Source organism: Pseudomonas sp. R3-41, assembly GCF_054161485.1.
Genome location: NZ_CP096421.1, coordinates 1,603,614 through 1,626,448 on the forward strand (window position 1 = coordinate 1,603,614; position 22,835 = coordinate 1,626,448).

Below are 22,835 nucleotides of genomic sequence, written 5' to 3' on the forward strand. Positions count from 1 at the left end.
CGATCATGGCTGCTAAAGAAGTTAAATTCGGCGATTCCGCCCGCAAGAAAATGCTCGCCGGTGTCAACGTCCTGGCTGACGCAGTAAAAGCGACCCTGGGCCCGAAAGGCCGTAACGTGATCATCGAGAAGAGCTTCGGCGCTCCGACCATCACCAAGGACGGCGTTTCCGTAGCCAAAGAAATCGAACTGAAAGACCGTTTCGAAAACATGGGCGCGCAACTGGTCAAAGACGTTGCCTCCCGTGCCAACGACGACGCCGGTGACGGCACCACCACCGCGACCGTACTGGCTCAGTCGATCGTCAACGAAGGCCTGAAAGCCGTCGCTGCCGGCATGAACCCGATGGACCTCAAGCGCGGCATCGACAAGGCGACCATCGCCATTGTCAAAGAGCTCAAAGCCCTGTCCAAGCCATGCGCTGACACCAAGGCGATCGCTCAGGTCGGCACCATCTCCGCCAACTCCGACAACTCCATCGGCGACATCATTGCCGAAGCCATGGAAAAAGTCGGCAAGGAAGGCGTGATCACCGTTGAAGAAGGCTCGGGCCTGGAAAACGAACTGTCGGTCGTAGAAGGCATGCAGTTCGACCGTGGCTACCTGTCCCCGTACTTCGTCAACAAGCCGGACACCATGACCGCCGAGCTCGACGGCCCGCTGATCCTGCTGGTGGACAAGAAGATCTCCAACATCCGCGAAATGCTGCCAGTGCTGGAAGCCGTTGCCAAAGCCGGCCGCCCACTGCTGATCGTGGCTGAAGACGTCGAAGGCGAAGCCCTGGCGACCCTGGTCGTGAACAACATGCGCGGTATCGTTAAAGTCGCAGCCGTCAAGGCGCCAGGCTTCGGCGATCGTCGCAAGGCCATGCTGCAGGACATCGCCGTACTGACCGGCGGTACCGTTATCTCCGAAGAGATCGGCCTGAGCCTGGAAAGCACCACCCTGGAACACCTGGGTAACGCCAAGCGCGTGATCCTGTCCAAGGAAAACACCACCGTGATCGACGGTGCCGGCGTCGAGGCTGACATCCAGGCTCGCGTGACCCAGATCCGCGCCCAAGTGGCCGAGACTTCGTCCGACTACGACCGTGAAAAACTGCAAGAGCGTCTGGCCAAGCTGTCCGGCGGCGTTGCGGTGATCAAGGTTGGCGCCGGCTCCGAAGTTGAAATGAAAGAGAAGAAAGCCCGCGTTGAAGACGCCCTGCACGCGACCCGCGCAGCCGTCGAAGAAGGCGTGGTACCTGGCGGTGGCGTGGCACTGGTTCGCGCTCTGCAGGCTATCTCCGAGCTCAAAGGCGACAACGACGACCAGAACGTGGGCATCCAGTTGCTGCGTCGCGCTGTAGAAGCGCCGCTGCGCCAGATCGTTGCCAACTCCGGCGACGAGCCAAGCGTTGTGGTCGACAAGGTCAAGCAGGGTTCGGGTAACTACGGTTACAACGCTGCGACCGGCGAATACGGCGACATGATCGAAATGGGTATCCTGGACCCAGCCAAAGTGACTCGTTCGGCTCTGCAAGCGGCTTCGTCGATTGCCAGCCTGATGATCACCACCGAGGCGATGATCGCTGAAATCAAGGAAGACGCTCCAGCTGGCGGCGGTATGCCAGACATGGGCGGCATGGGTGGCATGGGCGGCATGATGTAAGCCAGCCTTACCCCTGTAGCGAAAAACCCCGCCTGCGAAAGCCGGCGGGGTTTTTTATTGCCTTGGATTCAATCCCGCATTGGACTGGGCCACAGCTGTCTCTGTGGGAGCAAAGCTTGCTCGCGATGGCGGTGGGTCAGCTTGCCAGGATACTGAAGCTGCCATTGCGATCGCGAGCAAGCTTTGCTCCCACAGGGGTTGTCCGGTGCGTATTCAGGCGTTGGCGGGTTGGCTCAGCGCTATGCGATCAGCCATGGCGGCCGGTCGGTACAGGATGTAGTAGTAACACCCCAGGCAAATCAACCAACAGAACACCGCCGTCCACACGTTGTGGGAAAAGAAATGCGCCCCTTGCATCATCCGCCCCAGGGAAAACACCGTGCCCAGGGTGAAGGTGAGCACCAAGGCCTGGCGGGCCAGGCGCGGGCGGCGATCGCGCAGGACGAAGAACAGCGCAAACAGCGTGAACCCGGTGGCGGCGTGACCGCCGGGCCAGCATCGACCGGGTTTGTCCGTGGCCGGGCGTGGGCTGAGCAGCTCACTGTAGGTCTCCTTGCCGCCGAACTCTTTCAGGCTCCAGGGGCATTGCACCGCCGTCACCGCTTTCATCGGCGTGACGAAGGACGTCGCCAGTGCCAGGGACAGCACCAGACAGCCCAGTTCCCGCTTGAAGGGTTTGAGCCGGGTGATGAAAAACGTACCGATAAACCCCATGACCGCCAGCAGGGAAAACGCGATCACTACCTCCTTGGCTCGATCGTGCAGGATATCCTCGAGGAAAAAGCTGTGCCGACCGATAAACCCACCCGCTGTCGGATCGTAAAACAACTTGGCGAGGTCCATGTCCAGGGTGGTCAGTTCCAGCAACACCAGGATGGCTGCTACGACGGCAGGCAGGCCCAGGGCGACCCATAAATTCAGCGGCCTGGATGCGGGGCGGATGGCGGTGGGAACCATGGCAGTACCTTTGGGAGTTTTCGTTTTCAGCGTGTCGCGCAGTCTGGTCCGTGTTGCGTTCGGGCGGTGTGAAGGTTGGGTGAAAAACTCGTCAATGACTGTCGGCGCGGCCCCTGTGGGAGCAAGCCCGCTCCCACAGGGGGGGCATGCGCTGCTATGGCGGACACAACCCTAGCCGTGAGCCACGCTTGGCCGTAAGCTGCGCGGGCCAAGCCAGCCGTTAACCGTGCACGCAGAGGTGCCCATGCGAATTCTATTGGTCGAAGACAACCGCGACATCCTGGCCAACCTGGCCGATTACCTGGGGCTCAAGGGCTATACCGTCGATTGTGCCCAGGACGGTTTGTCGGGGTTGCACCTGGCGGCGACCGAACACTACGACCTGATCGTGCTCGATATCATGCTGCCGGGCATCGATGGCTACACCTTGTGCAAGCGCCTGCGCGAGGACGCCCGGCGCGATACGCCGGTGATCATGCTCACTGCCCGGGATCAGTTGGACGATCGCCTGCAGGGCTTCAAGTCCGGCGCCGATGACTACCTGATCAAACCGTTCGCCTTGTCGGAACTGGCGGCGCGGATCGAAGCCGTCATGCGTCGCGCCCAGGGTGGTGGCCGGCGGGCCTTGCAGGTCGGCGACCTGAGCTACGACCTCGATACCCTTGAAGTGACGCGCGAAGGCAAGCTACTCAAGCTCAACCCCGTGGGCCTGAAACTCCTGGCAGTGCTGATGCAAAAAAGCCCCCACGTATTGCGCCGCGAAATCCTCGAAGAAGCGTTGTGGGGCGACGATTGCCCAGACAGCGACAGCTTGCGCAGCCACGTCCATCAACTGCGCCAAGTGATCGACAAACCGTTCGAAAAACCGCTGCTGCATACCGTGCACGGCGTCGGCTATCGCCTGGCCGAGGGCCGCGATGGAGTTTAAGCAGAGCCTTGCCCAACGGATCATCATCGCGTTTGCGCTGATGAGCGCATTGGTGGCCGGCGCGTTCGCCATGGGCATCGTGGCGACGGTTCATTTGGTCGAAGAAAAGCTGATTTCCGCCGGGCTGGGTGGCGACCTGCAACGCCTGTTGCTGATGGACAGCGTCTCGGACTGGAACCATCGGCCGGAACCCGACCAACTGTTCTATTTCAGCGGCGGTCCGGGGGACTTCGAATTACCCAGGGACCTGCGCCATCTGGAGCGTGGTTTCCACGAAGTGTTTCGCGAGCAATTGTCCTATCACGCCATGGTCGAGATCGTGGATGGTCGGCACTACGTGTTGCTGCAAGACCAGAGCGATTTCGAGGAGCGCGAGCGGGTGCTGTTTGCCGTGGTCCTGGTGGGTTTCGTGCTCAGCCTGGCGTTGGCGGTATTTTTGGGTTGGGTCCTGGCACGCCGGGTGATGGCGCCTGTGGTTCGCCTGGCCCGGCAAGTCCGCCATCGCGACCAACTCCTCGGTCTCGCTCCGCCGCTGGCCCCGGACTATGCCGCCGATGAGGTGGGTGAGTTGGCCGTGGCGTTCGATGCCACACTGGGGCGCTTGCGCCAGGCCCTGACCCGCGAGCGCTTGTTTACCAGCGACGTCAGCCACGAATTGCGTACGCCGCTGATGGTTCTGGCGACCTCCTGTGAACTGCTGCTGGAAAACCCGGCGCTGGATCCGCGCGGTCGTACCCAGGTCGAGCGCATCAGCCGGGCCAGCGAAGAGATGCGCGAACTGGTGCAAACTTTCCTGATGCTCGCCAGGTCCGAACGCGAAGACAACGGCATGTCGCCTCGTCTGACCCTGGGGCAGGTGGCCGAGAACCTCCTCGGCGTATGGCGCGCGCCCATCGAATCCAAGGGCCTGACGCTGATCTTCGAACCCGGGCAAACCGTCGACACCCTGTATAACGCCACGTTCCTGACGGCGGTGATGGGCAACCTGCTGCGCAATGCCCTGCACTACACCGACCAGGGGTTCATCCGTCTGTCGCTGACCAGCACCGGATTCATGGTTGAGGACAGCGGTGTGGGCATTCCCGAGGAAAAACGCGAGGCGATGTTCGAGCCCTTCGTGCGTGGTAACGAAAAGCGCGGCGAGGGCCTGGGGCTGGGGTTATCCCTGGTGCAGCGCATTTGCGAGAACCGAGGCTGGACAGTCAGCCTCAGCACGATGGAACCCAACGGTTGCCATTTCGAAGTGGAATTGAATCCAAAGGGCTGAGCGACTGTGTTGAAAAGTCTTGTAAACATTGGAAGGTTTACCTGACTTTATTTTCACAAGTACATGACATCCCGATTCATAAGGTGGGGCCGATCAGTCATCGAGGCGCCGCCAATGTCCAAGCCCATCAAGTTGGCTTTTTCCGAAAAGTACAACGAGCAGCACGCCAGGGAATATTTTCATAAACATCGCACTGGTTTGAGTCGTCGTCTTTCCAATCAGCGAGACCAGCAATTGGCCCGGCGCGCATTGGCACTCGTCGGTGACCCCGGCCTGGTCCTGGACTTGCCGTGCGGTGCCGGGCGTTTCTGGCCCTTGTTGGCGGAAAAACCGAACCGGATCATCATCGGTGCGGACAATTCCGAGGCCATGCTCAATACCGCATTGGACGCTCAACCGAGCGACGTCGTAAAACGGGTACGGCCTTTGCACACTTCTGCGTTCGACATCGCCTTGCCTGATAACGCCGTCGATAGCATTTTTTGCATGCGCTTGCTGCACCACATCGGCGAACCCGCGCATCGATTGGCAATCCTGAAGGAATTCGAGCGTGTCAGCCGTGACAGCGTGATCGTTTCATTGTGGGTCGATGGCAATTTCAAGGCCTGGAAACGCAAGCGCCTGGAACGCACCCGTGGGCAGAAAGACTACCAGAATCGATTTGTGTTACCGACGGATACAGCAGAGAAGGAGTTTCGACAGGCTGGGTTTCGCATTCAGGAACGGCTGGATTTCCTACCGCTTTATGCCATGTGGCGAGTCTATGTATTACGCAAGGGGTAACAGCATGGTTGTGCAGGCCGTAGAGACACCCGGCATTTCCCGCAGCAGCTTCGAACACTTCTGGAACCAGCAAGGCGAGTGGGTGGAAGAACCCAATGTGCGGCGTGGTGGTGAAAGCGGCGTGCAGCGGATCAGCAGCAACGATGGCGAGTTGTTGTATGCCAAGCGTCAAACCGGACATATTTATCGCAGTTGGTTGTACCCCCTCGGTCGTCCGACCGTGCTGCGAGAGCAGGACGCGTTGCTGGCCTTGAGCCGCCTGGATGTCCGTGTGCCCGAGCTGATTTTTTGCGGCGCCCAGCGCGACCCGGCCTGCAAGTGGCGGGCGCTGCTGGTGACTCATGCCTTGGAAGGTTTCGAGCAGATCAAGCACTGGTACGCCGGAGGCGGACGTGAGCGCCATGGCGAAGCGGTGCATGACCAGATCCTCCAGGGCCTGGCTGAGAACCTGGCCCGCATGCACAAGGGCCGCTGGCAACATGGCTGCCTCTACATCAAGCATGTCTTTGTACGTGTGACAGGCGAGGGCGAAGCGGCGAAGGCTGAAGTCGCCCTGCTGGATCTGGAAAAATCTCGCCAGCGCCTGACTGCCCGGCAGGCGGCCTTCCATGACCTGAGGCAACTGCGGCGCCATTCGTCGTTCAGCGAGGCTGACTGGAAAAAAGTCGTCTATTTTTATGAGGCGGCGTTTGGCAGCGCTATCAAAGGTTTATGGCAATGAAACTCGAAATTGCTAGAGGTTTGTTTTTAGTAGGAGCCTTGGGAGTTGCATCGATGGCGGTGGCGGTATGGGAACAGCCACGCTCGCAGGTCCTCAGCGTTTCGAATGCTGGTACACATTGTCCTTTGCCACGGGTGGCAAAGGCCAGCGAGGCGATCCAACCGGACAATGACCTGCTGCTGTTCATGTTCAGCCTGTCCCAAGGGATGAGGCCGCAAAGTTGAAAGTCCCGAAACCAAGATAAAGGCCTCCCTTGTGTGAGGCCTTTATTTTTTGGTTTTTCCAATGCCACCACAAACCTTCAGCCAAATACACAACCCGTGGCGAGGGAGCTTGCTCCCGCTGGACCGCGAAGCGGTCCCCATCGGTTCAGGGTCTGGCAGCGGTCATTCAATGACGACTGCTTCGCAGCCGAGCGGGAGCAAGCTCCCTCGCCACAAAAACATCCCGTATCCGCGTGAGTTTGCTTGAACAGTCCTCAGGCCTTGTCCGGCTTGGCCAGCAGCGTGTAGATGCAAGGCAAGACGAACAGCGTGAACAGGGTCCCAATCGACATGCCGGTGGCGATCACCATGCCGATGTCGAAGCGGCTGACTGCCCCGGCGCCTGTGGCGAAAATGAGCGGTACCATGCCGAACACCATCGCCGCAGTCGTCATTAACACCGGCCGCAGGCGGATCGACGCGGCTTGTTCTATTGCTTCTCGCGGCGTCAGATGTTGTTCCCTGCGCAGTTGGTTGGCGAACTCGACGATCAGGATCCCGTGCTTGCTGATCAGCCCGATCAGCGTCACCAGGCCCACCTGGGTGTAGATGTTCATGCTCGACCAACCGAGGAACAGCGGAATCAGGGCACCGCAAATGGACAACGGTACAGTCACCAGGATCACCAGTGGGTCGCGGAAGCTTTCGAACTGCGCGGCCAGCACCAGGAAAATAATCGCCAGGGCCAGGGCAAAGGTTACCCACAACGCGCTGCCTTCCTGTACGAATTGGCGCGAAGCTCCTGCGTAATCGAAGGCGAACCCCACCGGCGCTTCTTCCCGGGCGATCTGGCGGATGGTCTCGATGGCCTCGCCCATGCTCACGATGGGGAAGCCTGAAATCGTCACCGCATTGAGCTGCTGGAACTGGTTCAGCTGTCGCGGTCGCGCCCGGTCGCTGACTTTGATCAGGGTCGACAGCGGTAGCGATTCACCCTGGGCATTTTTCACGTAATAGCTGTTCAACCAGTCCGGGTTGTCCCGGAACGGCCGTTCGACTTGGGCAATGACTTTGTAGCTGCGGCCCTCGAGGGTGAAGCGGTTGATCTCGGATTCGCCCAGCAGTGTCGCCAAGGTGCCGCCCAAGTCCTCCATGGATACACCCATCTGGGCGGCCTTGGCGCGATCGATATCCACCACGACTTCTGGCTTGTCGAACGCCAGGTCAATGTCCATGAAAGCGAACTTGCCGGATTCCAATGCACGCTTTTTGACCCGGTCGGCAACCTCCAGCAACGTTGCATAGTCTTTCGGGGAGTTGATGACGAACGCGAACGGCAAGCCTTCGCCAGTGCCCGGCAGCGAGGGCAGGTTGAAACCGAAGATCTGCAGGCCAGGCACGCTTTCCAGCCTGGCCTGGACCTCTGGCAGGATTTCCATCTGGGTGCGGCTGCGTTCGTTCCAAGGCTTGAGCAGGAAGCCGCCGATGCCCGACTGCACACCGTCATAACCATTGATCTGGAACGAGGAGTAGTACTCCGGGAACTCCTTGAAAATGGTGATGAAGTGATCGGTATACGTGTTCAGGTAGTCGAGGTTGGTGGGCTGCGGGGCGTTGGCCATCATGAAGATGATGCCCTGGTCCTCGTCGGGGGCCAGTTCGGACTTGCTGAACATGACCAGCACCGGGATCAGCAGCAGCACGATCGCCGCGAACACCAGCACCACCGGCCGGGTGTTGAGCGTGCCATGGAGCATGCGCTGGTAACGGCTCTTCAAGCGTTCGAAAAGCCTATCCAGCCGATGGGCCAGGCCCGAGGGATTCTCGTCGTGGCGCAGGAGCAGGGCGCACATCATCGGCGACAGGGTCAGGGCGACGATCCCGGAGATCACCACCGCCCCGGCCAGGGTCAAGGCGAACTCCTTGAACAAGGCGCCCGTCAGGCCCTCGAGCAGGCCTATCGGTGCATACACCGCCGCCAGGGTGATGGTCATCGAGACCACCGGCATGGCGATTTCCCGGGCACCTTCTATCGCAGCGTCGAACGGGGTCTTGCCTTCCTCGATGTGCCGGTGGATGTTTTCCACCACCACGATGGCATCGTCCACCACCAGGCCGATGGCGAGCACCATGGCCAGCAGCGTCAGGAGGTTCATCGAATAGCCCATCAACTGCATGAAGAACATCACGCCGATCATCGACAAGGGGATGGTCACCACCGGGATGACCACCGAGCGCAAGGCGCCGAGGAACAGGAACACCACGACGATGACGATCAGCACTGCCTCGAACAGGGTTTTCACCACCTCGTCGATGGACGCCTGGATGAACAGGGTGGCGTCGTAGGCGATCTCGGCCTTGAGATTGGTCGGGAGCTGGGCCTCCATCTCCGGCATGATCTTGCGCACTTCCTTGATCACATCCAGCGGGTTCGCACCCGGCGTGGCCTTGATCCCGATGTACACCGAGGGCGTGCCGCCAAAGGAACTGATGCTGTCGTAGTTCTCTGCGCCCATTTCCACGCGGGCGACGTCCCGCAACAATACACGGCTGTCGCCCTCGGTCTTGAGCGGGATCGCGGCGAAGTCCTCGGCGGACTTGAGCTCGGTGTTGGCGTTGATGCTGGTGACGACGTATTCGCCTTTCACTTCACCGGCGGCGGAGAGGAAGTTGTGCTGGCGCACGGCATTGGTCACGTCGGCGGCCGTCAGGCCGAAGCCTGCGAGCTTGATCGGGTCCAGCCACAGGCGCATGGCAAAGACCTGGTTGCCGAGGATCTCCGCCTCGGCCATGCCGGGCAGTGTCGCCAGCTTGGGCTGGATCACCCGGGACAGGTAGTCGGTGATCTGCGGGTTGTTCAGTTCCTTGCTGAAGAAGCTGATGTACATCAGTGCCGAGGCATCGGCGGCCTCGCGGCTGAGGACCGGGTCCTCGGCGTCCTGGGGCAGTTGGTTCTTGACCTCGTTGGCCTTGGCCAGCAGTTCGGTAAAGAGCCGGTCGCTGTTGGAGCCGATGCGGGCATAGACCGAGATCACCGAGAAATTCTGGCGACTGACCGAGGTCATGTAGTCGATGCCCTCGGCACTGGCCAGGCTCTGTTGCATCGGTTGGGTGATGTAGCCCTGGATGGTCTCGGCGTTGGCCCCGGGGTAGGCGGTGGTTACCGTGATCAGGGCGTTTTCCATTTGTGGATACTGACGCAGGGGCAGCTTGCTCCAGGCCTGGAAGCCCAGCAGCACGATCAACAGGCTGACCACGGTGGCAAGCACCGGGCGGCGGATGAACGGATCGGTAAAAGCCATGGGGGTTCCTTGATCAGTCCGCGCGCGGCGGGCTGTTCTGTTCGGTCAGGGTCTTGTCGTCGCTGATGGCGATCGGCGTACCGTTATCGAGCTTGAGTTGGCCGGCGATCACGACTTGTTCGCCGCTCTGCACGCCTTTGGACACCAGTACCTGCCCGTCGCGTCGCTCACCGGTTGCAACGAAACGCCGTTCGGCGATCAGGACCGGCTGGCCCTTGTCGTCTTTCTCGACAGTGCCGTCGGCGGCTTTCTTTTGCGTCACCACGTACATGGAATTGCCGTAGAGGGTGTAGGTCACGGCGCTTTCCGGGACGACGATCCCGGCGGCGACGTCCGGCAGGATCACCTGCAGGTTGGCGAACATGCCGGGCAGCAGTTTGCCGTCGGGGTTGGCCAGGGTGGCGCGCACCAGAACGTTGCGGGTGCTGTCCTCGACCTTGGGGTTGATCGCGCTGATGGTGCCGACGAAGGTCTGCCCGGGGTAGGCCGAGACGCTGACATTGACCGGCTGTGCCACGGCGAGCCGGGGCACGCTTTGCTCAGGGACGTAGAAGTCCACGTACAGGCTGCTGAGGTCCTGCAGGGTGGCGATCACCGTGCCACTGGCCAGGTAGTCGCCGACATCCACCTGGCGAATGCCGATGGTGCCGCTGAACGGCGCCAGGATGTGTTTCTTGGCCAGCGAAGCCTTGAGCTGGTTGACCGTGGCCTGGTTTTTCTTCAGTTGCGCCGAGAGCCGGTCGAATTCGCCCTTGGAGATCGCCTGGCTGCCCACCAGTTGTCGGCCACGACCAAAATCCAGTTGCGACAGGCCAAGATCGGCCTCGGCGGTTTCCAGCAGGGCGTTTTCGACTTCGCTGTCCAGTTGCAGGAGCGGCTGGCCGGCCTTGATCTTCTGTCCAGACTGGAATTGCACCTTCTGCACGGTCCCGGCGATTTCCAGGCTCAGGTCCACGCCTTGCAGCGCCTTGAGACTGCCAACGGTGGGTAGGCGGGCCTGCCAGGGTTGCTGGGCCGCTGTGGCCACGGCGACGCTGACCGGTGGTTTGGGGGCAGAAAACGTCTGGATCTGCTGGTAAACGGAGAAGGCCTTGTAGCCGGCGAGCAACAGCACCACCAGCAGCACAACACCCAACATGATCAGCATGCGGCGTCGCAGCATGTTCCACTTCCTTGGAAAGAGCCGAGAGAAAATACGGATAGGCGGGCACATTACTCTGAGTGTGCGGGCTATTCCAGATGCTGGCGGGACGGTAGTGCGTGGGGCTTTTCCGAAAAGCAGGGGCGCTCGGCGCCGATCGGCTTCGCTCCCCTGCGTCAGACCAGATGCAAATGGTTGTCCCAGAGCCCTGCCGGCAGATCCAGTGGTTTTGCAACCAGTTGTGTCTGCCGACAATCGTAATAGCGACAACGGCCTTGGCCCGACGTCACGACAAAACCGTCGGCCACCGCGCCCACGCCAGCGCAGTCCGGCAGGGGCGCGTCCAGGCGCACTTCGCCGCTGTCCAGGTCCCAGATGAAAAAGCGGTTGCCGCGGGGGGCGGTCAGGGCCACCAGGCGCAAGTCGCTGTGTACGGCAACGCTGGCGGTGTAGTGCCCCATGGCCTGCAATTGCTCTGCGGGCACGGGGAATGCCTGGAACGGTTGTCCTGGCCGTTTGATCGCCACCAGTTCCGACGGTTCGTGGGCTGCGCCCATGAACTGCTGGCCGGAGACGATGGTGCCGTCGCTGGCGATGCCCAGGTGGCGCACGCTGTTCATCGATTGGGCGAGGGTTTCCTTGCTCAGCAGGGTGCCATCGCGTTGCATCAGCACCAGACTCGGCTCCATGGCGTCGAGGTTCATTTCGACCCGGCTTTCGGCCTCGGTGCGAATGCCGCCGTTGGCGACCACCAGCGTCTCGCCATCGGGCATCCACGACACCTGGTGAGGACCGATGCCATGGGTAGAGATTTCGCCGCTGTGCACCAGCCGCTCGCCTTCGAAACGGTACACGCCCAACAGGCCGCGTCCCGGATCGGTGGTGTCGTTCTCGGTGGCATACAGCCATTCGCCGCTTTTATGGATGACCGCGTGGCCGTAGAAGTGCCGGTTCGGCAACGAGGCGATGGTTTGCAGCAGCGTCCCGTCGCGCAGGTCGATCAGGTAGCTTTCGGTGCCCGGGCGACGGGCGACGAACAGCGCAATCGGCTGCGTCGGATGGTTGATGATGTCATGGCAGCGCTGGCCGACCTGGGTGGCAAACACCCGCGTGCCGTCCAGCCGATAGCCGACGGCATAGTGCTTGCCGTCGCCATCGTCCCGTGCCGAAAGCAAGAGTGGCTGCTTGTCCTTTTGCTTGAACAGCGTCCAGCCGCCCAGGGTGACGGCGCCGAGCAGCAAGCTGCCCAGTGCCAGGACCTGACGTCGAAACATGATCAGTCACCGTCGTTGGCATTGAAGCCCAGTTGAATGCCCAGCGCCTTGGCCAGTTCGCCTTCGTGCAGGCGATGGACAACGTTGAGGCTGTCGTACAGATCGTTGAGTTGCTGGCGCCCGGCATCGTCGCCGAGCATTTCGGTCAGCGAGCGCTGGCTGCTGGCGAACAGTTTCAACGAGGCATCGTAGGCGGCGTCGATCTTGTCCGCCAATGGCTTCTGGTCGCTCGGCAGCAGGCCGCGCAGGCCCTTGTTGTCCACGCCGACCCAGACGGTCCTGGCCGCGCTAAGGCTGGCTTCCAACCCTTGCAACGACGACTGGCTGCGCCAGGCATCGGCCTGGAATGGCTGAGGTACGCCTTTGCTCTGGCGGCCCATCGGCGTGCCGAGTTTTTTCTTCAAAGTATCCAGGGCAGTAACCTGCACACGCAGCAGGTCGGCGATGGCCTCGTGGGAATCGGCGTAGCGCTGGTTGGGAAACTTGCTCATCTGGGCGAGCATGCCGTCGTTGCTGTTCCAGCCCGACAGGATCTCTTCGGCCAGCTGTTTCTGGCGTTCGCCGATGGCGATGAGCAGCGGGCAGTACTTGGCTTTCTGTGCGCTGTCGGCCATGTCGATTTTCGCGTCGAACAGCAGGTATTCGTAGGCCGACAGCCCTTGTACGACCACGCTGGACTTGGCCAGGCCTGCGGCGTCGATCTGTGGCTGGCTGTTGACCAATTGCTCGACCTGACGACCCACCAGGTTTTTCTTGTCCGGCCAGAACTGCACCTGCCAGGCGCGGTTGCCCTCGGCCAGCGGCCCGATCAGCAGCGGTTGCAATTCGGCCCAGGCTTTTTGCGCCTTGAGGAAGTCGGCGCGGGCGGTCTCCAGGTTTTCTTTACCTTGGCAGAACGCCAGGGCGCTGGTCGCCAGTTGCCGGTCGGCCTCGACCCAGCGGCTGTAGGTCGGCAGGATCACTTGCTTGGCGATGGCGGCCGAAGTGACGGCTTGCGGATCCTGGGGCGAGCAGGCGCCGAGGGCGAGGGCGGCGAGGCTGGTGAACAACAATTTGGGACGGAACATGTCAGGCTCCCATTTCTGGAAAAGGCATTTAAAGGGAATTCAGAAAGGCCAGCAACGCAGCGCGCTGCTCGGCATTGAACGCTAAAACCTGTCGCTGCGCCGCTTGTGCTTCGCCGCCATGCCACAGCACGGCTTCGAGCAGGTTGCGGGCACGGCCGTCATGCAGGAACTGGGTGTGGCCGTTGACGGCTTCGGTCAAGCCGATGCCCCACAGCGGCGGGGTTCGCCAGTCGCGGCCGCTGGCCTTGAATTCGCTGCGGTTGTCGGCCAGGCCTTCGCCCATGTCGTGCAGCAGCAAGTCGCTGTAGGGGCGGATGACCTGGTTCGCCAGTTCCGGCTCGGCGGCGTTGGCGGCGGTGGTGTATTTCGGTGTGTGGCAGGACTGGCAACCGACCTGGAAAAATAGATTCTTGCCTGCCAGCACTTGGGACGAATTCACGTCGCGACGGGCCGGCACCGCGAGGTTGCGGCTGTAGAACAGCACCAGGCGCAGGATGTTGTCGCTGACTTCCGGTTCGCCGTCCGGGCCATTGCCGCTGGGCGCACGCTTGCAGTCGACTTGGGTCTCGGTGCAGTCGTCGAGCGGCCGCAGGCTGGTCGTCAGGCCCATGTCGCCGGAAAACGCATGGACGTTCTGTTGGTTGAGGTTGGGCTGTCCGGCTTTCCAGCCGAAACGTCCCAGCACGGTTTTCTGCTGCTCATCGTCCCAGACCTGGTTGGGCCGACCGGCGATGCCGTCGTTCTCCCGCGCCTGGGCTTCGGCGTTCGCCAGCAGCGCCTCGTCGGGGATGGCTTCCAGCAGGCCCAGGCCGATCATCGGCGGTGCCACGCGGGCCGAAAAAAGCGTGTAGGGGTGCATCGGGCCATACCCCAACTGGGTGATCTGCAGGATTGGCTTGCGTAATTCGACGACGGTGCCGTCCTTGAAGCGCACCGGGACCGGGGTGTAATCGACCCGTACCTTGCCTTCGGGGGCGACGCCGGGCACCGACATGTCCTGCAACTGCCCACCATAGACCGGCTCGGGCACTACGCCCAGTTGCTCGATGACCTTGGCGTAGGCCGGTGCGTCGGGAATCGACAGGCGCACCAGCATCGACACCGCGCTGGTCGCATCCGGCGCCGGCGGATGGCCGCGACCGTCCTTGACGTGACAGTTCTGGCAGGCGTTGGTATTGAACAAGGGCCCGAGGCCGTCCCGGGCGGTGGTGGTCGAGGGGGCGATCACCCAGGGGCTGCGGAAGAAACTGTTGCCGACACTGAAATCCACGCGCCGCGAGGGTGGCAGGTTGGCCGAGGGCAGGGAAAAGGCGTTCTGGTCACTCTTGCGGACTGTCGCGGCGCCACCGGAACGGGCTTCACCCGGTTCGGCCTGGGTAAAACGCGGGGCATCATCGCAGGCACTCAGGCCCAGGGCCATGAACAGTGCACATAAACGAAGAGGCAACGACGGCATCGGGCGTCCCGGGGATGAGTGAAAACGAGGGCGCAAAGTCTAACAGGGCGGGGCAGTTTGAATAAGAGGAATTATCGTTTGGTTGATAGGACCGCGCTTGATTCACTGTGGCGAGGGAGCTTGCTCCCGCTGGGCTACGAAGTAGCCCCAAGATTTTGCGGTTGCTGCGCAGCCGAGCGGGAGCAAGCTCCCTCGCCACGGGATAGTGTTGGATGCATTTTCGGTGTTACGGCTGGACGACAGCTCCCGGCACCAACGGCAGCTCCAGTGTCGCAATGAAACCACCCTCGGGATGATTGCCCAGCACCAGCGCACCGCCATGGCGTTCGGCGGCACGGCGTGCGATGGCCAGGCCCAGGCCATGGCCGGCGGCGGTCTGGCCGGGGGCGCGGTAGAACGGCTCGGCCAATTGCCCGAGGTGTTCGGCCTCAACCCCGGGCCCGTGGTCACGCACGCTGACCAGGATCCGTTCGCCTTGGCGCCGCGCGTGCATCTCGATCGATTGCCCGGCCGGATTGAAGCGCTGGGCGTTGCGCAGCAGGTTGTCCACTGCTCGCTCGATCATGGTCGGCCAACCCTTGAGGGTCAGGTCCGCCTCGGCTTCAAGCTGTACGGTTTGCTCCGGTGAAGCCAGTTGCGCATCTTTTTGCAGGGTGACCAGCAGTGCGTTGAGGTCGACTTCTTCGGCGCTGGCGTTGTCGGCATCGACCCGGGCCAGGACCAGGATTTCGCTGATCAACGCCTCCAGGCGATCGCATTCACGGGTCAGGCGCGGCCAGAGCTTTTCACGCTCCTCGGGGCTGGCCCGTTCCGCCAATGCCAGGGCAATGCGCAGCCGGGCCAGGGGCGAGCGCAGTTCGTGGGACACGTCCCGTAGCAGTTGCCGCTGGCTGGCGATCAGGCTTTGCAAACGCGCGCCCATGCGGTTGAAGTCGGTGGCCAGTACGCCGAACTCATCCCGCCGGTTGGCCAGTTTGGCGAGGCTGTTCTGCTGGTAGGTGGCTTGACCCAGGTCATGCACCGCACCGCGCAGTCGACTCAGCGGACGAGTGATGGAGAGCGTCACCAACAGGCTGAACAAGGTTAGCACCACCAACGCGATCCCCAGGGCACTGAGGGGCCAGAGCAGACTGCCGCGGTGCCAGGCGTCCAGTTCGGGATGGGGGATGCGGTAGATGAATAGGTAGGTGTCGCCGCTTTTGGCGCTGGTGAACTCGTCGGTGAGCCGGCGCCAGGGCAGGCGGCGGTCGTCGTTGTTCTGCCGAGCCTCGAAGGCGGCGGCGCGATGGGGAAAAGTGCCACGCACCACCGGGTCGCCGCTTTCGTTGAACACCTGGACGTCAATGTGATACTGGCGCTTGCGCTGTTTCAGAATTTCTTGGGCGGCGTCCTCGCCTTGGGTTTCGTAGGTCTGCGTCCACTCTTCGGGCAGGGTATTGAGTCCCGGGTGGCGGCTGAGGATCCAGGCGTCCTGGTTCAGCATGTGGCCCATCAGGATCGAAAGTCCTGCAACCAGAGTGATGGCCAGCCAGAAACTGGCCAGGATGCGCCAGAACAATGAACGCACGATAAATCCTCGAAAACAAAGAAAGCCCAACGGTGATTGACCGTTGGGCTGGGGAGCTTCAGTGCATTATTGCGCTTTTTGCGGCTGTTGCGCTTTCCAGGCCTTGAATTCGGCCCACTCGGCGCGACGCTCGGCCTGTTTCTTCTGGATCGCGTCGAATTCTTTTTGCTGCTCAGGCTTCAACAATCCACGAATCTGGGCGTCGACCTTCTGGTGCCGGGCTTGCATTTCGTCCTGCATGGCTTTCTGGTCGGCTGGGGACAGCTTGGCCAGGTACTTGTCGACCAGTTCCCGTTGTTCGTGGCGCTGTTCGCCCATGATCTGGCGAATCTGCTGGCGTTGCGCGCGGCTCAGGTCCAGTTGGCTGTACGGGCCTTTGTCGTGCATCTGGCCGCCGTGACGCGGGCCGTCCATCGGCCCCATCGGGCCAGGGCTTTCGGGCATGGCCATGGCCACGGTCGGCAGGGCGGCGGCGAACATCAGAGCGATAAGGGTCTTGCGCATGGTGTGTCTCCTTGTCTCGTTCCCGGTCAGTTCCGGATGTGTGCAGATTACGGAGATCAAGGTCAGCGGCGGTCAGGGGTGGGTAAAGCTTGGGTAAAGACGGTTTGGTGCGAACCTGACAAATCTGCAGGGCCGGACACAAAGACCTGTGATGGGGGGGTACTTGCTGTGGTGAGGGGGCTTTTGTGGCGAGGGAGCTTGCTCCCGCTCGGTTGCGCAGCAACCGCAGAATCTTGGGGCTACTTCGTAGCCCAGCGGGAGCAAGCTCCCTCGCCACAAAAGTCTCTAGGGGCTTGTAATAACAGCCAAAGCCTCTAGAGGCTGTAGTAGTAACCCCGGCTACGCAGCGCCACGATGCGCGGGCGGCCGTCGGGGTGGGGGCCGATTTTCTTGCGCAGGTTGCTCACGTGCATGTCGAGGCTGCGGTCGTACAGGGTCAGCTTGCGGCCCAGGGCGATCTGCGCCAGTTCCTGCTTGTCCAGCGGCTCGCCCGGCTGCTTGAGCAGCGCTTCGAGCAGGCGGCTTTCGGACACGGTGAGGGTCTGTTCCTGTTCGTCGATGCTGACCACGCCACGCACCGGGCTGAAGGTCAGGTCACCCAGTTCGATCTGGCTGGACACGGCCGTCGGATGGCTGCGGCGCAGCACGGCGCGCAGGCGGGCGGTCAGTTCCCGTGGGTCGCAGGGCTTGGCCAGATAGTCGTCGGCCCCCAGTTCCAGGCCCAGGATACGGTCCAGCGGTTCACCCCGGGCCGACAGCATCAGCACCGGCAGCTCCGCGTGATCGTTGCGCAATTGCTTGAGCAGTTCCAGGCCACTGCCATCGGGCAGCATCACGTCCAGGACCACGGCAGCCGGGGCGGTTTCGGCCAAGGCCTTGCGGGCACTCTGGCCATCGTGACAGGCGCGGACCTGAAACCCTTCCTGGCTCAGCCAGCTTACGAGGAGCTCACACAGCTCCTGGTCATCATCTATCAGTAACAGCTCGCTCATGACTCACTCAATTTAGCCATTGCCGACGTTGTCTACGTCCACCGCTGGCAAAGATACCGCAGAGCAAGGCCAATAGCGCTACCCCGGCACCAATGACGAACCATTGCTGTTGATCGGTCAGCAGACGCGGCAGGGGGCTGGCCTGGGCTTCCTTGAGTTGCAGTTTCAGGCGCTGGTTCTCCTGGCGCAGCCGGCCCACCAGCGCGCTTTCGCGTTCGCCGTTGGTGTTTTGGAGTTGCTGGGTGAGTGCTTCACGCATGCGCTCGCTGTCTTTCAAGCGTTGCTGCAATTCGGCGATCTGGCCGCCAGCGCTCAGGGACAAGGGCGCCGAATGACTGCCCTCGGTGCTTTCCTCGCCATGGGCGGGCGCCCCGATCGCCAACGAGACCAACAACAGGCACAACGGACCTTTGCGCATTGCAACTCCTGAATTCCAATCGAGATTAGACAGGTTGTCGGCAGGCAAATGAGAAAGATGAGCAACTGGCGTAATGAGCCTTGGAGGCTCATTGCGCCAGGAGGATTTACGGCAGGACTTGCTTGAACGGCTTGACCACGACCTCGGCATAGACGCCGGCCGCCACGAACGGATCGGCCTTGGCCCAGGCTTGCGCGGCGGCCAGGGAGTCGAATTCGGCCACGATCAGGCTGCCGGTGAAACCCGCGGCGCCCGGGTCATTGCTGTCCACCGCCGGGTGCGGGCCGGCCAGCACGATGCGACCTTCGGCCTTGAGCTGTTGCAGGCGCTCCAGGTGGGCCGGGCGCACGGCCAGGCGTTTTACCAGGGAGTCGGCGACGTCGGTGGCAATGATTGCGTAGAGCATGTCAGTCCTCGGTTTTGGGCGTGGTGGGGTCGGCTTCGTGCAGGTGACGGGACAGGTAGATGCCCTGGCCAATCAGGAACAGCAGCGTCATGCCCAGGCTGCCGAAGACCTTGAAGTCGACCCAGTACTCCTGGAACGTGAACGCAACGAACAGGTTGGCGGCGCCGCAGAACAGGAAAAACGCGATCCAGGCGATGTTCAACCGGGTCCAGATCAGGTCCGGCAGGTTGATGGCATGGCCCATGATGCGCTTGATCAGCAGGCGGTCACCGATGAAATGGCTGCCAATGAACGCGAGGGCGAACAGCCAGTTGACCACCGGAGCCTTCCATTTGAGGAAGGTTTCGCTGTGGAACGCCAGGGTCAGGCTGCCGAATACCAGGCAGGCGATCAGGGTCAGCCACTGGCTCTTCTCCAGCTTGCGCTGGGACACGAACAGCGCGCCGTAGACCACCAGGGAACTGATGATCAGGACTGCGGTGGCGCTGTAGATACCGCCTACAGTCAAGGAGTGACCGGCGAAGTCGACGGTGCGCGGATCGAGTTTGTAGACGATGAAGAACAGCAGGAGCGGGATGAAATCGATGAATTGTTTCACAGTGGCAGCCAGAAGCAGGATGTGGCGGCATAATAACAAACATCCTTGGCCGCGATAGGGCCAGCTGATTTGAGGTAACAAACTCTCGTGAATGTTGATTTGCACTGCCATAGCACGGCCTCCGATGGTGCCCTGGCGCCTGCGGTTCTGGTGGCGCGGGCGTTCGAGCACGGCGTGCGAGTCCTGGCCCTGACCGATCACGACACCCTCGAAGGCCTCGACGAGGCCCGTGGCGCCGCCACGGCGCTGGGCATGCAGCTGGTCAACGGGGTGGAGTTGTCCTGTACCTGGGGCGGGGCGACCATCCATGTACTGGGCTACGGTTTCGATGTGAATGCGCCGGCGCTGGTCCAGGCCATCGCACAACTGCACGACGGGCGCTGGCTGCGGTCCGAAGAGATCAGTCGCAAGCTGGCCCTCAAGGGCATGCCTGGCGCGCTGGACGGCGCCCGGCAGATCCAGCAGGAACTGGGCGACAGCGGCAACGCACCGGCCCGGCCACATTTTGCCGACTGGATGGTGCGCGAAGGGTTCGTCAAGGACCGCGCCGAAGCGTTCCGCAAATGGTTGGGGGCCGGCAAGCTGGGGGACGTCAAGCAGCATTGGCCGACCCTGGAAGACACCGTCCAAACCCTGCGGGCAGCGGGTGCCTGGGTCAGCCTGGCGCATCCATGGCACTATGATTTCACCCGCAGCAAGCGCCGACGCCTGGTTGCCGACTATATTCAAGCGGGGGGCCATGCCATCGAGGTGGTCAACGGCCATCAGCCTGCCGAACAGGTCGGCAGCCTGGCGATCCTGGCCCGTGAGTTCGGCCTGCTGGTCACCGCCGGCAGTGATTTCCATGGCCCTGGGGGCTGGTCCGAGATCGGCGAATACCGCCCGTTGCCGGAAGATCTGCCACCACTCTGGTGTAGATTCAAACATGATCCCGTTATCGCCGCCGTCTGAACAGGTAGAACACGTGAGTCAATTTTTCCAGATTCATCCGGAAAACCCGCAAGCGCGCCTGATCAAACAGGCCGTGGAAATCATTCGTGGCGGTGGCGTGGTGGTCTATCCCACCGACTCGTCCTACGCCATCGGTTGCCAGATCGGCGACAAGAATGCCGTGGAGCGTGTCAGACGCCTGCGTCAACTGGACGACAAGCACAATTTCGCGCTCATCTGCAGCGACCTGTCGCAGTTGGGCCTGTTCGCCAAGATCGATACCGGCACCTTCCGCCTGCTCAAGGCGCATTTGCCGGGGCCGTACACTTTCATCCTCAACGCCACGCGGGAAGTCCCGCGGCTGTTGCTGCACCCGAAAAAGCGCACCATCGGCCTGCGGGTGCCGAGCCATCCCATCGCCCTGGCGCTGCTGGCGGAACTGGGTGAGCCGCTGATGAGCGTGACGCTGATCATGCCCGGTGAAACCGAGCCGTTGAACGATCCCTATGAGATGCGCCAGATACTTGAGCATCAGGTGGACCTGATCATCGACGGTGGTTTCGGCGGCATGTCGGCGTCCACGGTGATCAACCTGGCCGATGGCGAGCCCCAGGTGGTGCGCGTCGGTTGCGGCGATCCGACGCCGTTCATGGTCGAGGCCTGAATGTCCGTCGTGGAAACCGCCGTGGACAATGTCGACAGCCAGGCCGGCGCGCAGCAGGAGTTGCCGTTCGCCATGGTCTATGGCCAGGCGGTCATGGAAATGCCCCTGGACCTGTACATTCCGCCGGATGCGCTGGAGGTTTTCCTCGAAGCCTTCGAGGGCCCGCTTGACCTGCTGCTGTACCTGATCCGCAAGCAGAACATCAACATCCTCGACATCCCCGTGGCGGAAATCACCCGCCAGTACATGGGCTACGTCGAGTTGATGCAGTCGGTGCGCCTGGAACTCGCCGCCGAATACCTGGTGATGGCGGCCATGCTCGCCGAGATCAAGTCGCGGATGCTGCTGCCGCGCTCGGCAGAAGTCGAAGAGGAAGAAGACGACCCGCGGGCCGAGCTGATCCGCCGCTTGCAGGAATACGAACGCTTCAAGGCCGCCGCCGAAGGCATCGACGGCTTGAGCCGGGTGGGGCGCGATGTGGTGGTGCCCAAGCTCGATGCGCCCGAAGCGCGGGCGCGCAAGTTGCTGCCGGACGTGAGCCTGGAAGAGTTGCTGATGTCCATGGCCGAGGTCCTGCGCCGGGGCGATATGTTTGAAAGTCATCAGGTCAGCCGCGAAGCGCTGTCCACCCGCGAGCGCATGAGTGATGTGCTGGAGCGACTCAAGGGCGGCGGCTTCGTGCCGTTCGTCGAGCTGTTCACCGCCGAGGAAGGTCGGTTGGGGGTGGTGGTGACGTTTATGGCGGTCCTGGAATTGGTCAAGGAATCCTTGGTCGAGCTGGTGCAGAATGAGCCGTTCGCAGCGATCCACGTGCGGGCACGAGCCGAATAACGAGCAAATCAATGAATCTGACTGAACCCCGCGAGCTGGCCCCCTTGCTTGAAGCTTTCCTGTTGGCCTCGGGAAAGCCGCAATCGATGGAACGCCTGTTCGAACTCTTCGAAGAAGGCGAGCGGCCCGAGCCGGCCGTGTTCAAGAAAGCCCTGACATTGTTGGGCAAGTCCTGCGAGGGGCGGGCTTTCGAACTCAAGGAAGTGGCGTCGGGGTACCGCCTGCAAATCCGCGAGAAGTTCGCGCCGTGGGTGGGGCGCCTGTGGGAGGAACGGCCGCAGCGCTATTCCCGGGCGCTGCTCGAAACCATGGCGCTCATCGCCTATCGCCAGCCGATCACCCGGGGCGAGATCGAAGATGTGCGGGGCGTGGCGGTCAATAGCAACATCGTCAAGACGCTGCTGGAACGCGAGTGGATCCGCGTCGTCGGTTATCGCGATGTGCCTGGCAAACCGGCGATGTTTGCGACCACCAAGGCCTTCCTCGATCACTTCAATCTGAAGAACCTGGACGACCTGCCGCCGCTGGCCGAATTGCGGGAACTGGAACCCGAACCGATGCTGGAGTTCGACGACGCCCCGGTGCCCCAGGGCTTGCAGGAACTGGCGGACGCCAGTGCCGAGCCCGAAGAGCCGAAGGAGGAGACCAGTTTCCACTCGTTGTTGCTGGAGCTGGACACCATGGAGGAGGGCTTGAAGACTGATTTCGACGACCTGCTGCGGGAAGGTCCTGGTCCTGAGGGCGACTCGGATGAGCTGGCGGAGCCCGATAGCGCGGCGGCGCCGGAGCCAGAAGCAGAAGCGGAAGAAGATACCCTCGGCGTTGCCCAAGCCCGGGAAAAACTCCTGGCCGCCGTCGCCGCTCTCCAGCCGCCGGAACCCGAACTGAGCGACGAAGAAGCCGAAGCCCGGGCGTTGGCCGAAGCGATCGAGAACGAACGGCGCGAGTTCGACGATTGATCCGATTTGTGTCGCCGACATTGCTGGCACACCACAACTCCTGTGGGAGCGGGCTTGCTCGCGAAGGCGGCGGGTCAGTCGGCACTGATTAACCTGACACGCCCTCTTCGCGAGCAAGCCCGCTCCCACATGGATGATGCAATGCATCATGAGCGCCAAGCCGGGCATCACCGGTCGGCGGAAAAAGCGCCGGGCGCTGGTTGATCAGCTAGTCTCTG

22 protein-coding genes are annotated in these 22,835 nt (G+C 62.0%); 10 read left to right on the plus strand and 12 right to left on the minus strand.

Annotation, left to right across the window (positions count from 1 at the left end):
* Window positions 1–5: 5 nt before the first annotated feature.
* Window positions 6–1,649 carry a chaperonin GroEL gene (groL, locus tag M1D99_RS07245; protein ID WP_053124505.1) on the plus strand — a complete coding sequence of 548 codons (1,644 nt, stop codon included), beginning with the start codon at window positions 6–8 and terminating at the stop codon, window positions 1,647–1,649.
* A gap of 213 nt (window positions 1,650–1,862) precedes the next feature.
* Here groL and M1D99_RS07250 read toward each other — a convergent pair whose 3' ends face one another.
* The gene (locus tag M1D99_RS07250; RefSeq protein WP_434574543.1) at window positions 1,863–2,606 is read right to left on the minus strand and encodes a phosphatase PAP2 family protein; all 744 of its coding nucleotides are present in this window, start codon (window positions 2,604–2,606) and stop codon (window positions 1,863–1,865) included.
* Window positions 2,607–2,850: 244 nt separating this feature from the next.
* Between M1D99_RS07250 and colR the strand changes: the two genes are divergently transcribed.
* The 5 genes from colR (at window position 2,851) to M1D99_RS07275 (ending at window position 6,529) form a co-directional block, all read left to right on the plus strand.
* Entirely contained in the window at window positions 2,851–3,534 is a 684-nt protein-coding gene (gene colR, locus M1D99_RS07255; protein ID WP_024779529.1) for a two-component system response regulator ColR, read from the plus strand.
* On the plus strand, window positions 3,524–4,801 hold the full coding sequence (locus tag M1D99_RS07260) for a sensor histidine kinase (RefSeq protein ID WP_186706307.1): 1,278 nt from the start codon (window positions 3,524–3,526) through the stop codon (window positions 4,799–4,801). Before colR ends, M1D99_RS07260 begins: the two co-directional genes overlap by 11 nt.
* Window positions 4,802–4,915: 114 nt before the next feature.
* Window positions 4,916–5,584 carry a class I SAM-dependent methyltransferase gene (locus M1D99_RS07265; protein ID WP_458131580.1) on the plus strand — a complete coding sequence of 223 codons (669 nt, stop codon included), beginning with the start codon at window positions 4,916–4,918 and terminating at the stop codon, window positions 5,582–5,584.
* A gap of 4 nt (window positions 5,585–5,588) precedes the next feature.
* Window positions 5,589–6,305 (plus strand): lipopolysaccharide kinase InaA family protein, encoded by a 717-nt coding sequence (locus M1D99_RS07270; protein ID WP_458131581.1) that lies wholly within the window; start codon window positions 5,589–5,591, stop codon window positions 6,303–6,305.
* Entirely contained in the window at window positions 6,302–6,529 is a 228-nt protein-coding gene (locus M1D99_RS07275) for a hypothetical protein (RefSeq protein WP_186706304.1), read from the plus strand. Before M1D99_RS07270 ends, M1D99_RS07275 begins: the two co-directional genes overlap by 4 nt.
* A 254-nt stretch (window positions 6,530–6,783) precedes the next feature.
* Here the strand turns inward: M1D99_RS07275 and M1D99_RS07280 are convergent, their stop codons facing one another.
* From M1D99_RS07280 to M1D99_RS07330, 11 genes are all read right to left on the minus strand, one after another.
* Window positions 6,784–9,810, minus strand: a complete 3,027-nt coding sequence (locus tag M1D99_RS07280) for a multidrug efflux RND transporter permease subunit (protein WP_434574546.1) — start codon at window positions 9,808–9,810, stop codon at window positions 6,784–6,786.
* 13 nt (window positions 9,811–9,823) lie between these two features.
* Complete coding sequence (locus M1D99_RS07285; protein ID WP_434574547.1) at window positions 9,824–10,972, minus strand: efflux RND transporter periplasmic adaptor subunit; 1,149 nt, start codon at window positions 10,970–10,972, stop codon at window positions 9,824–9,826.
* A gap of 155 nt (window positions 10,973–11,127) precedes the next feature.
* Window positions 11,128–12,225 carry a DUF1513 domain-containing protein gene (locus M1D99_RS07290; RefSeq protein WP_434574548.1) on the minus strand — a complete coding sequence of 366 codons (1,098 nt, stop codon included), beginning with the start codon at window positions 12,223–12,225 and terminating at the stop codon, window positions 11,128–11,130.
* 2 nt (window positions 12,226–12,227) lie between these two features.
* Complete coding sequence (locus M1D99_RS07295) at window positions 12,228–13,292, minus strand: imelysin family protein (RefSeq protein WP_186706300.1); 1,065 nt, start codon at window positions 13,290–13,292, stop codon at window positions 12,228–12,230.
* Window positions 13,293–13,320: 28 nt separating this feature from the next.
* Entirely contained in the window at window positions 13,321–14,748 is a 1,428-nt protein-coding gene (locus M1D99_RS07300) for a di-heme oxidoreductase family protein (RefSeq protein WP_434574549.1), read from the minus strand.
* Window positions 14,749–14,974: 226 nt separating this feature from the next.
* A complete protein-coding gene (locus tag M1D99_RS07305) occupies window positions 14,975–16,315 on the minus strand; it encodes a sensor histidine kinase (protein WP_186706298.1) in 1,341 nt (446 codons plus the stop codon).
* Window positions 16,316–16,381: 66 nt separating this feature from the next.
* Window positions 16,382–16,819: a Spy/CpxP family protein refolding chaperone gene (locus M1D99_RS07310; protein WP_458131582.1), complete on the minus strand. Its 438-nt coding sequence runs from the start codon at window positions 16,817–16,819 to the stop codon at window positions 16,382–16,384.
* A gap of 314 nt (window positions 16,820–17,133) precedes the next feature.
* Window positions 17,134–17,811 (minus strand): response regulator transcription factor, encoded by a 678-nt coding sequence (locus tag M1D99_RS07315; RefSeq protein ID WP_186706296.1) that lies wholly within the window; start codon window positions 17,809–17,811, stop codon window positions 17,134–17,136.
* Between the two features lie 7 nt (window positions 17,812–17,818).
* On the minus strand, window positions 17,819–18,229 hold the full coding sequence (locus M1D99_RS07320; protein WP_186706295.1) for a translation initiation factor 2: 411 nt from the start codon (window positions 18,227–18,229) through the stop codon (window positions 17,819–17,821).
* A 106-nt stretch (window positions 18,230–18,335) separates the two neighbouring features.
* Window positions 18,336–18,635 (minus strand): YciI family protein, encoded by a 300-nt coding sequence (locus tag M1D99_RS07325; RefSeq protein WP_458131583.1) that lies wholly within the window; start codon window positions 18,633–18,635, stop codon window positions 18,336–18,338.
* Window position 18,636: 1 nt separating this feature from the next.
* Entirely contained in the window at window positions 18,637–19,233 is a 597-nt protein-coding gene (locus M1D99_RS07330; protein ID WP_186706293.1) for a septation protein A, read from the minus strand.
* An 87-nt stretch (window positions 19,234–19,320) separates the two neighbouring features.
* Between M1D99_RS07330 and M1D99_RS07335 the strand changes: the two genes are divergently transcribed.
* The 4 genes from M1D99_RS07335 to scpB all read left to right on the plus strand — a co-directional run bounded on the left by M1D99_RS07335 (window position 19,321) and on the right by scpB (window position 22,617).
* Window positions 19,321–20,184 carry a PHP domain-containing protein gene (locus M1D99_RS07335; protein WP_186706292.1) on the plus strand — a complete coding sequence of 288 codons (864 nt, stop codon included), beginning with the start codon at window positions 19,321–19,323 and terminating at the stop codon, window positions 20,182–20,184.
* Between the two features lie 13 nt (window positions 20,185–20,197).
* Window positions 20,198–20,827 (plus strand): L-threonylcarbamoyladenylate synthase, encoded by a 630-nt coding sequence (locus M1D99_RS07340; RefSeq protein ID WP_186706291.1) that lies wholly within the window; start codon window positions 20,198–20,200, stop codon window positions 20,825–20,827.
* A 132-nt stretch (window positions 20,828–20,959) separates the two neighbouring features.
* Window positions 20,960–21,658, plus strand: coding sequence for a segregation and condensation protein A (locus M1D99_RS07345; protein WP_186706403.1), 699 nt, complete (start codon window positions 20,960–20,962; stop codon window positions 21,656–21,658).
* 11 nt (window positions 21,659–21,669) lie between these two features.
* Window positions 21,670–22,617, plus strand: a complete 948-nt coding sequence (scpB, locus tag M1D99_RS07350) for an SMC-Scp complex subunit ScpB (RefSeq protein ID WP_434574552.1) — start codon at window positions 21,670–21,672, stop codon at window positions 22,615–22,617.
* Window positions 22,618–22,835: the final 218 nt, after the last annotated feature.

Excerpts from the sequence above, each read along its gene's own strand:
- groL (WP_053124505.1), top strand. The coding sequence starts at position 6 with ATGGCTGCTAAAGAAGTTAAATTCGGCGATTCCGCCCGCAAGAAAATG.
- M1D99_RS07250 (WP_434574543.1), bottom strand. The coding sequence starts at position 2,606 with ATGGTTCCCACCGCCATCCGCCCCGCATCCAGGCCGCTGAATTTATGG.
- colR (WP_024779529.1), top strand. The coding sequence starts at position 2,851 with ATGCGAATTCTATTGGTCGAAGACAACCGCGACATCCTGGCCAACCTG.
- M1D99_RS07260 (WP_186706307.1), top strand. The coding sequence starts at position 3,524 with ATGGAGTTTAAGCAGAGCCTTGCCCAACGGATCATCATCGCGTTTGCG.
- M1D99_RS07265 (WP_458131580.1), top strand. The coding sequence starts at position 4,916 with ATGTCCAAGCCCATCAAGTTGGCTTTTTCCGAAAAGTACAACGAGCAG.
- M1D99_RS07270 (WP_458131581.1), top strand. The coding sequence starts at position 5,589 with ATGGTTGTGCAGGCCGTAGAGACACCCGGCATTTCCCGCAGCAGCTTC.
- M1D99_RS07275 (WP_186706304.1), top strand. The coding sequence starts at position 6,302 with ATGAAACTCGAAATTGCTAGAGGTTTGTTTTTAGTAGGAGCCTTGGGA.
- M1D99_RS07280 (WP_434574546.1), bottom strand. The coding sequence starts at position 9,810 with ATGGCTTTTACCGATCCGTTCATCCGCCGCCCGGTGCTTGCCACCGTG.
- M1D99_RS07285 (WP_434574547.1), bottom strand. The coding sequence starts at position 10,972 with ATGCTGCGACGCCGCATGCTGATCATGTTGGGTGTTGTGCTGCTGGTG.
- M1D99_RS07290 (WP_434574548.1), bottom strand. The coding sequence starts at position 12,225 with ATGTTTCGACGTCAGGTCCTGGCACTGGGCAGCTTGCTGCTCGGCGCC.
- M1D99_RS07295 (WP_186706300.1), bottom strand. The coding sequence starts at position 13,292 with ATGTTCCGTCCCAAATTGTTGTTCACCAGCCTCGCCGCCCTCGCCCTC.
- M1D99_RS07300 (WP_434574549.1), bottom strand. The coding sequence starts at position 14,748 with ATGCCGTCGTTGCCTCTTCGTTTATGTGCACTGTTCATGGCCCTGGGC.
- M1D99_RS07310 (WP_458131582.1), bottom strand. The coding sequence starts at position 16,819 with ATGCGCAAGACCCTTATCGCTCTGATGTTCGCCGCCGCCCTGCCGACC.
- M1D99_RS07315 (WP_186706296.1), bottom strand. The coding sequence starts at position 17,811 with ATGAGCGAGCTGTTACTGATAGATGATGACCAGGAGCTGTGTGAGCTC.
- M1D99_RS07320 (WP_186706295.1), bottom strand. The coding sequence starts at position 18,229 with ATGCGCAAAGGTCCGTTGTGCCTGTTGTTGGTCTCGTTGGCGATCGGG.
- M1D99_RS07325 (WP_458131583.1), bottom strand. The coding sequence starts at position 18,635 with ATGCTCTACGCAATCATTGCCACCGACGTCGCCGACTCCCTGGTAAAA.
- scpB (WP_434574552.1), top strand. The coding sequence starts at position 21,670 with ATGAATCTGACTGAACCCCGCGAGCTGGCCCCCTTGCTTGAAGCTTTC.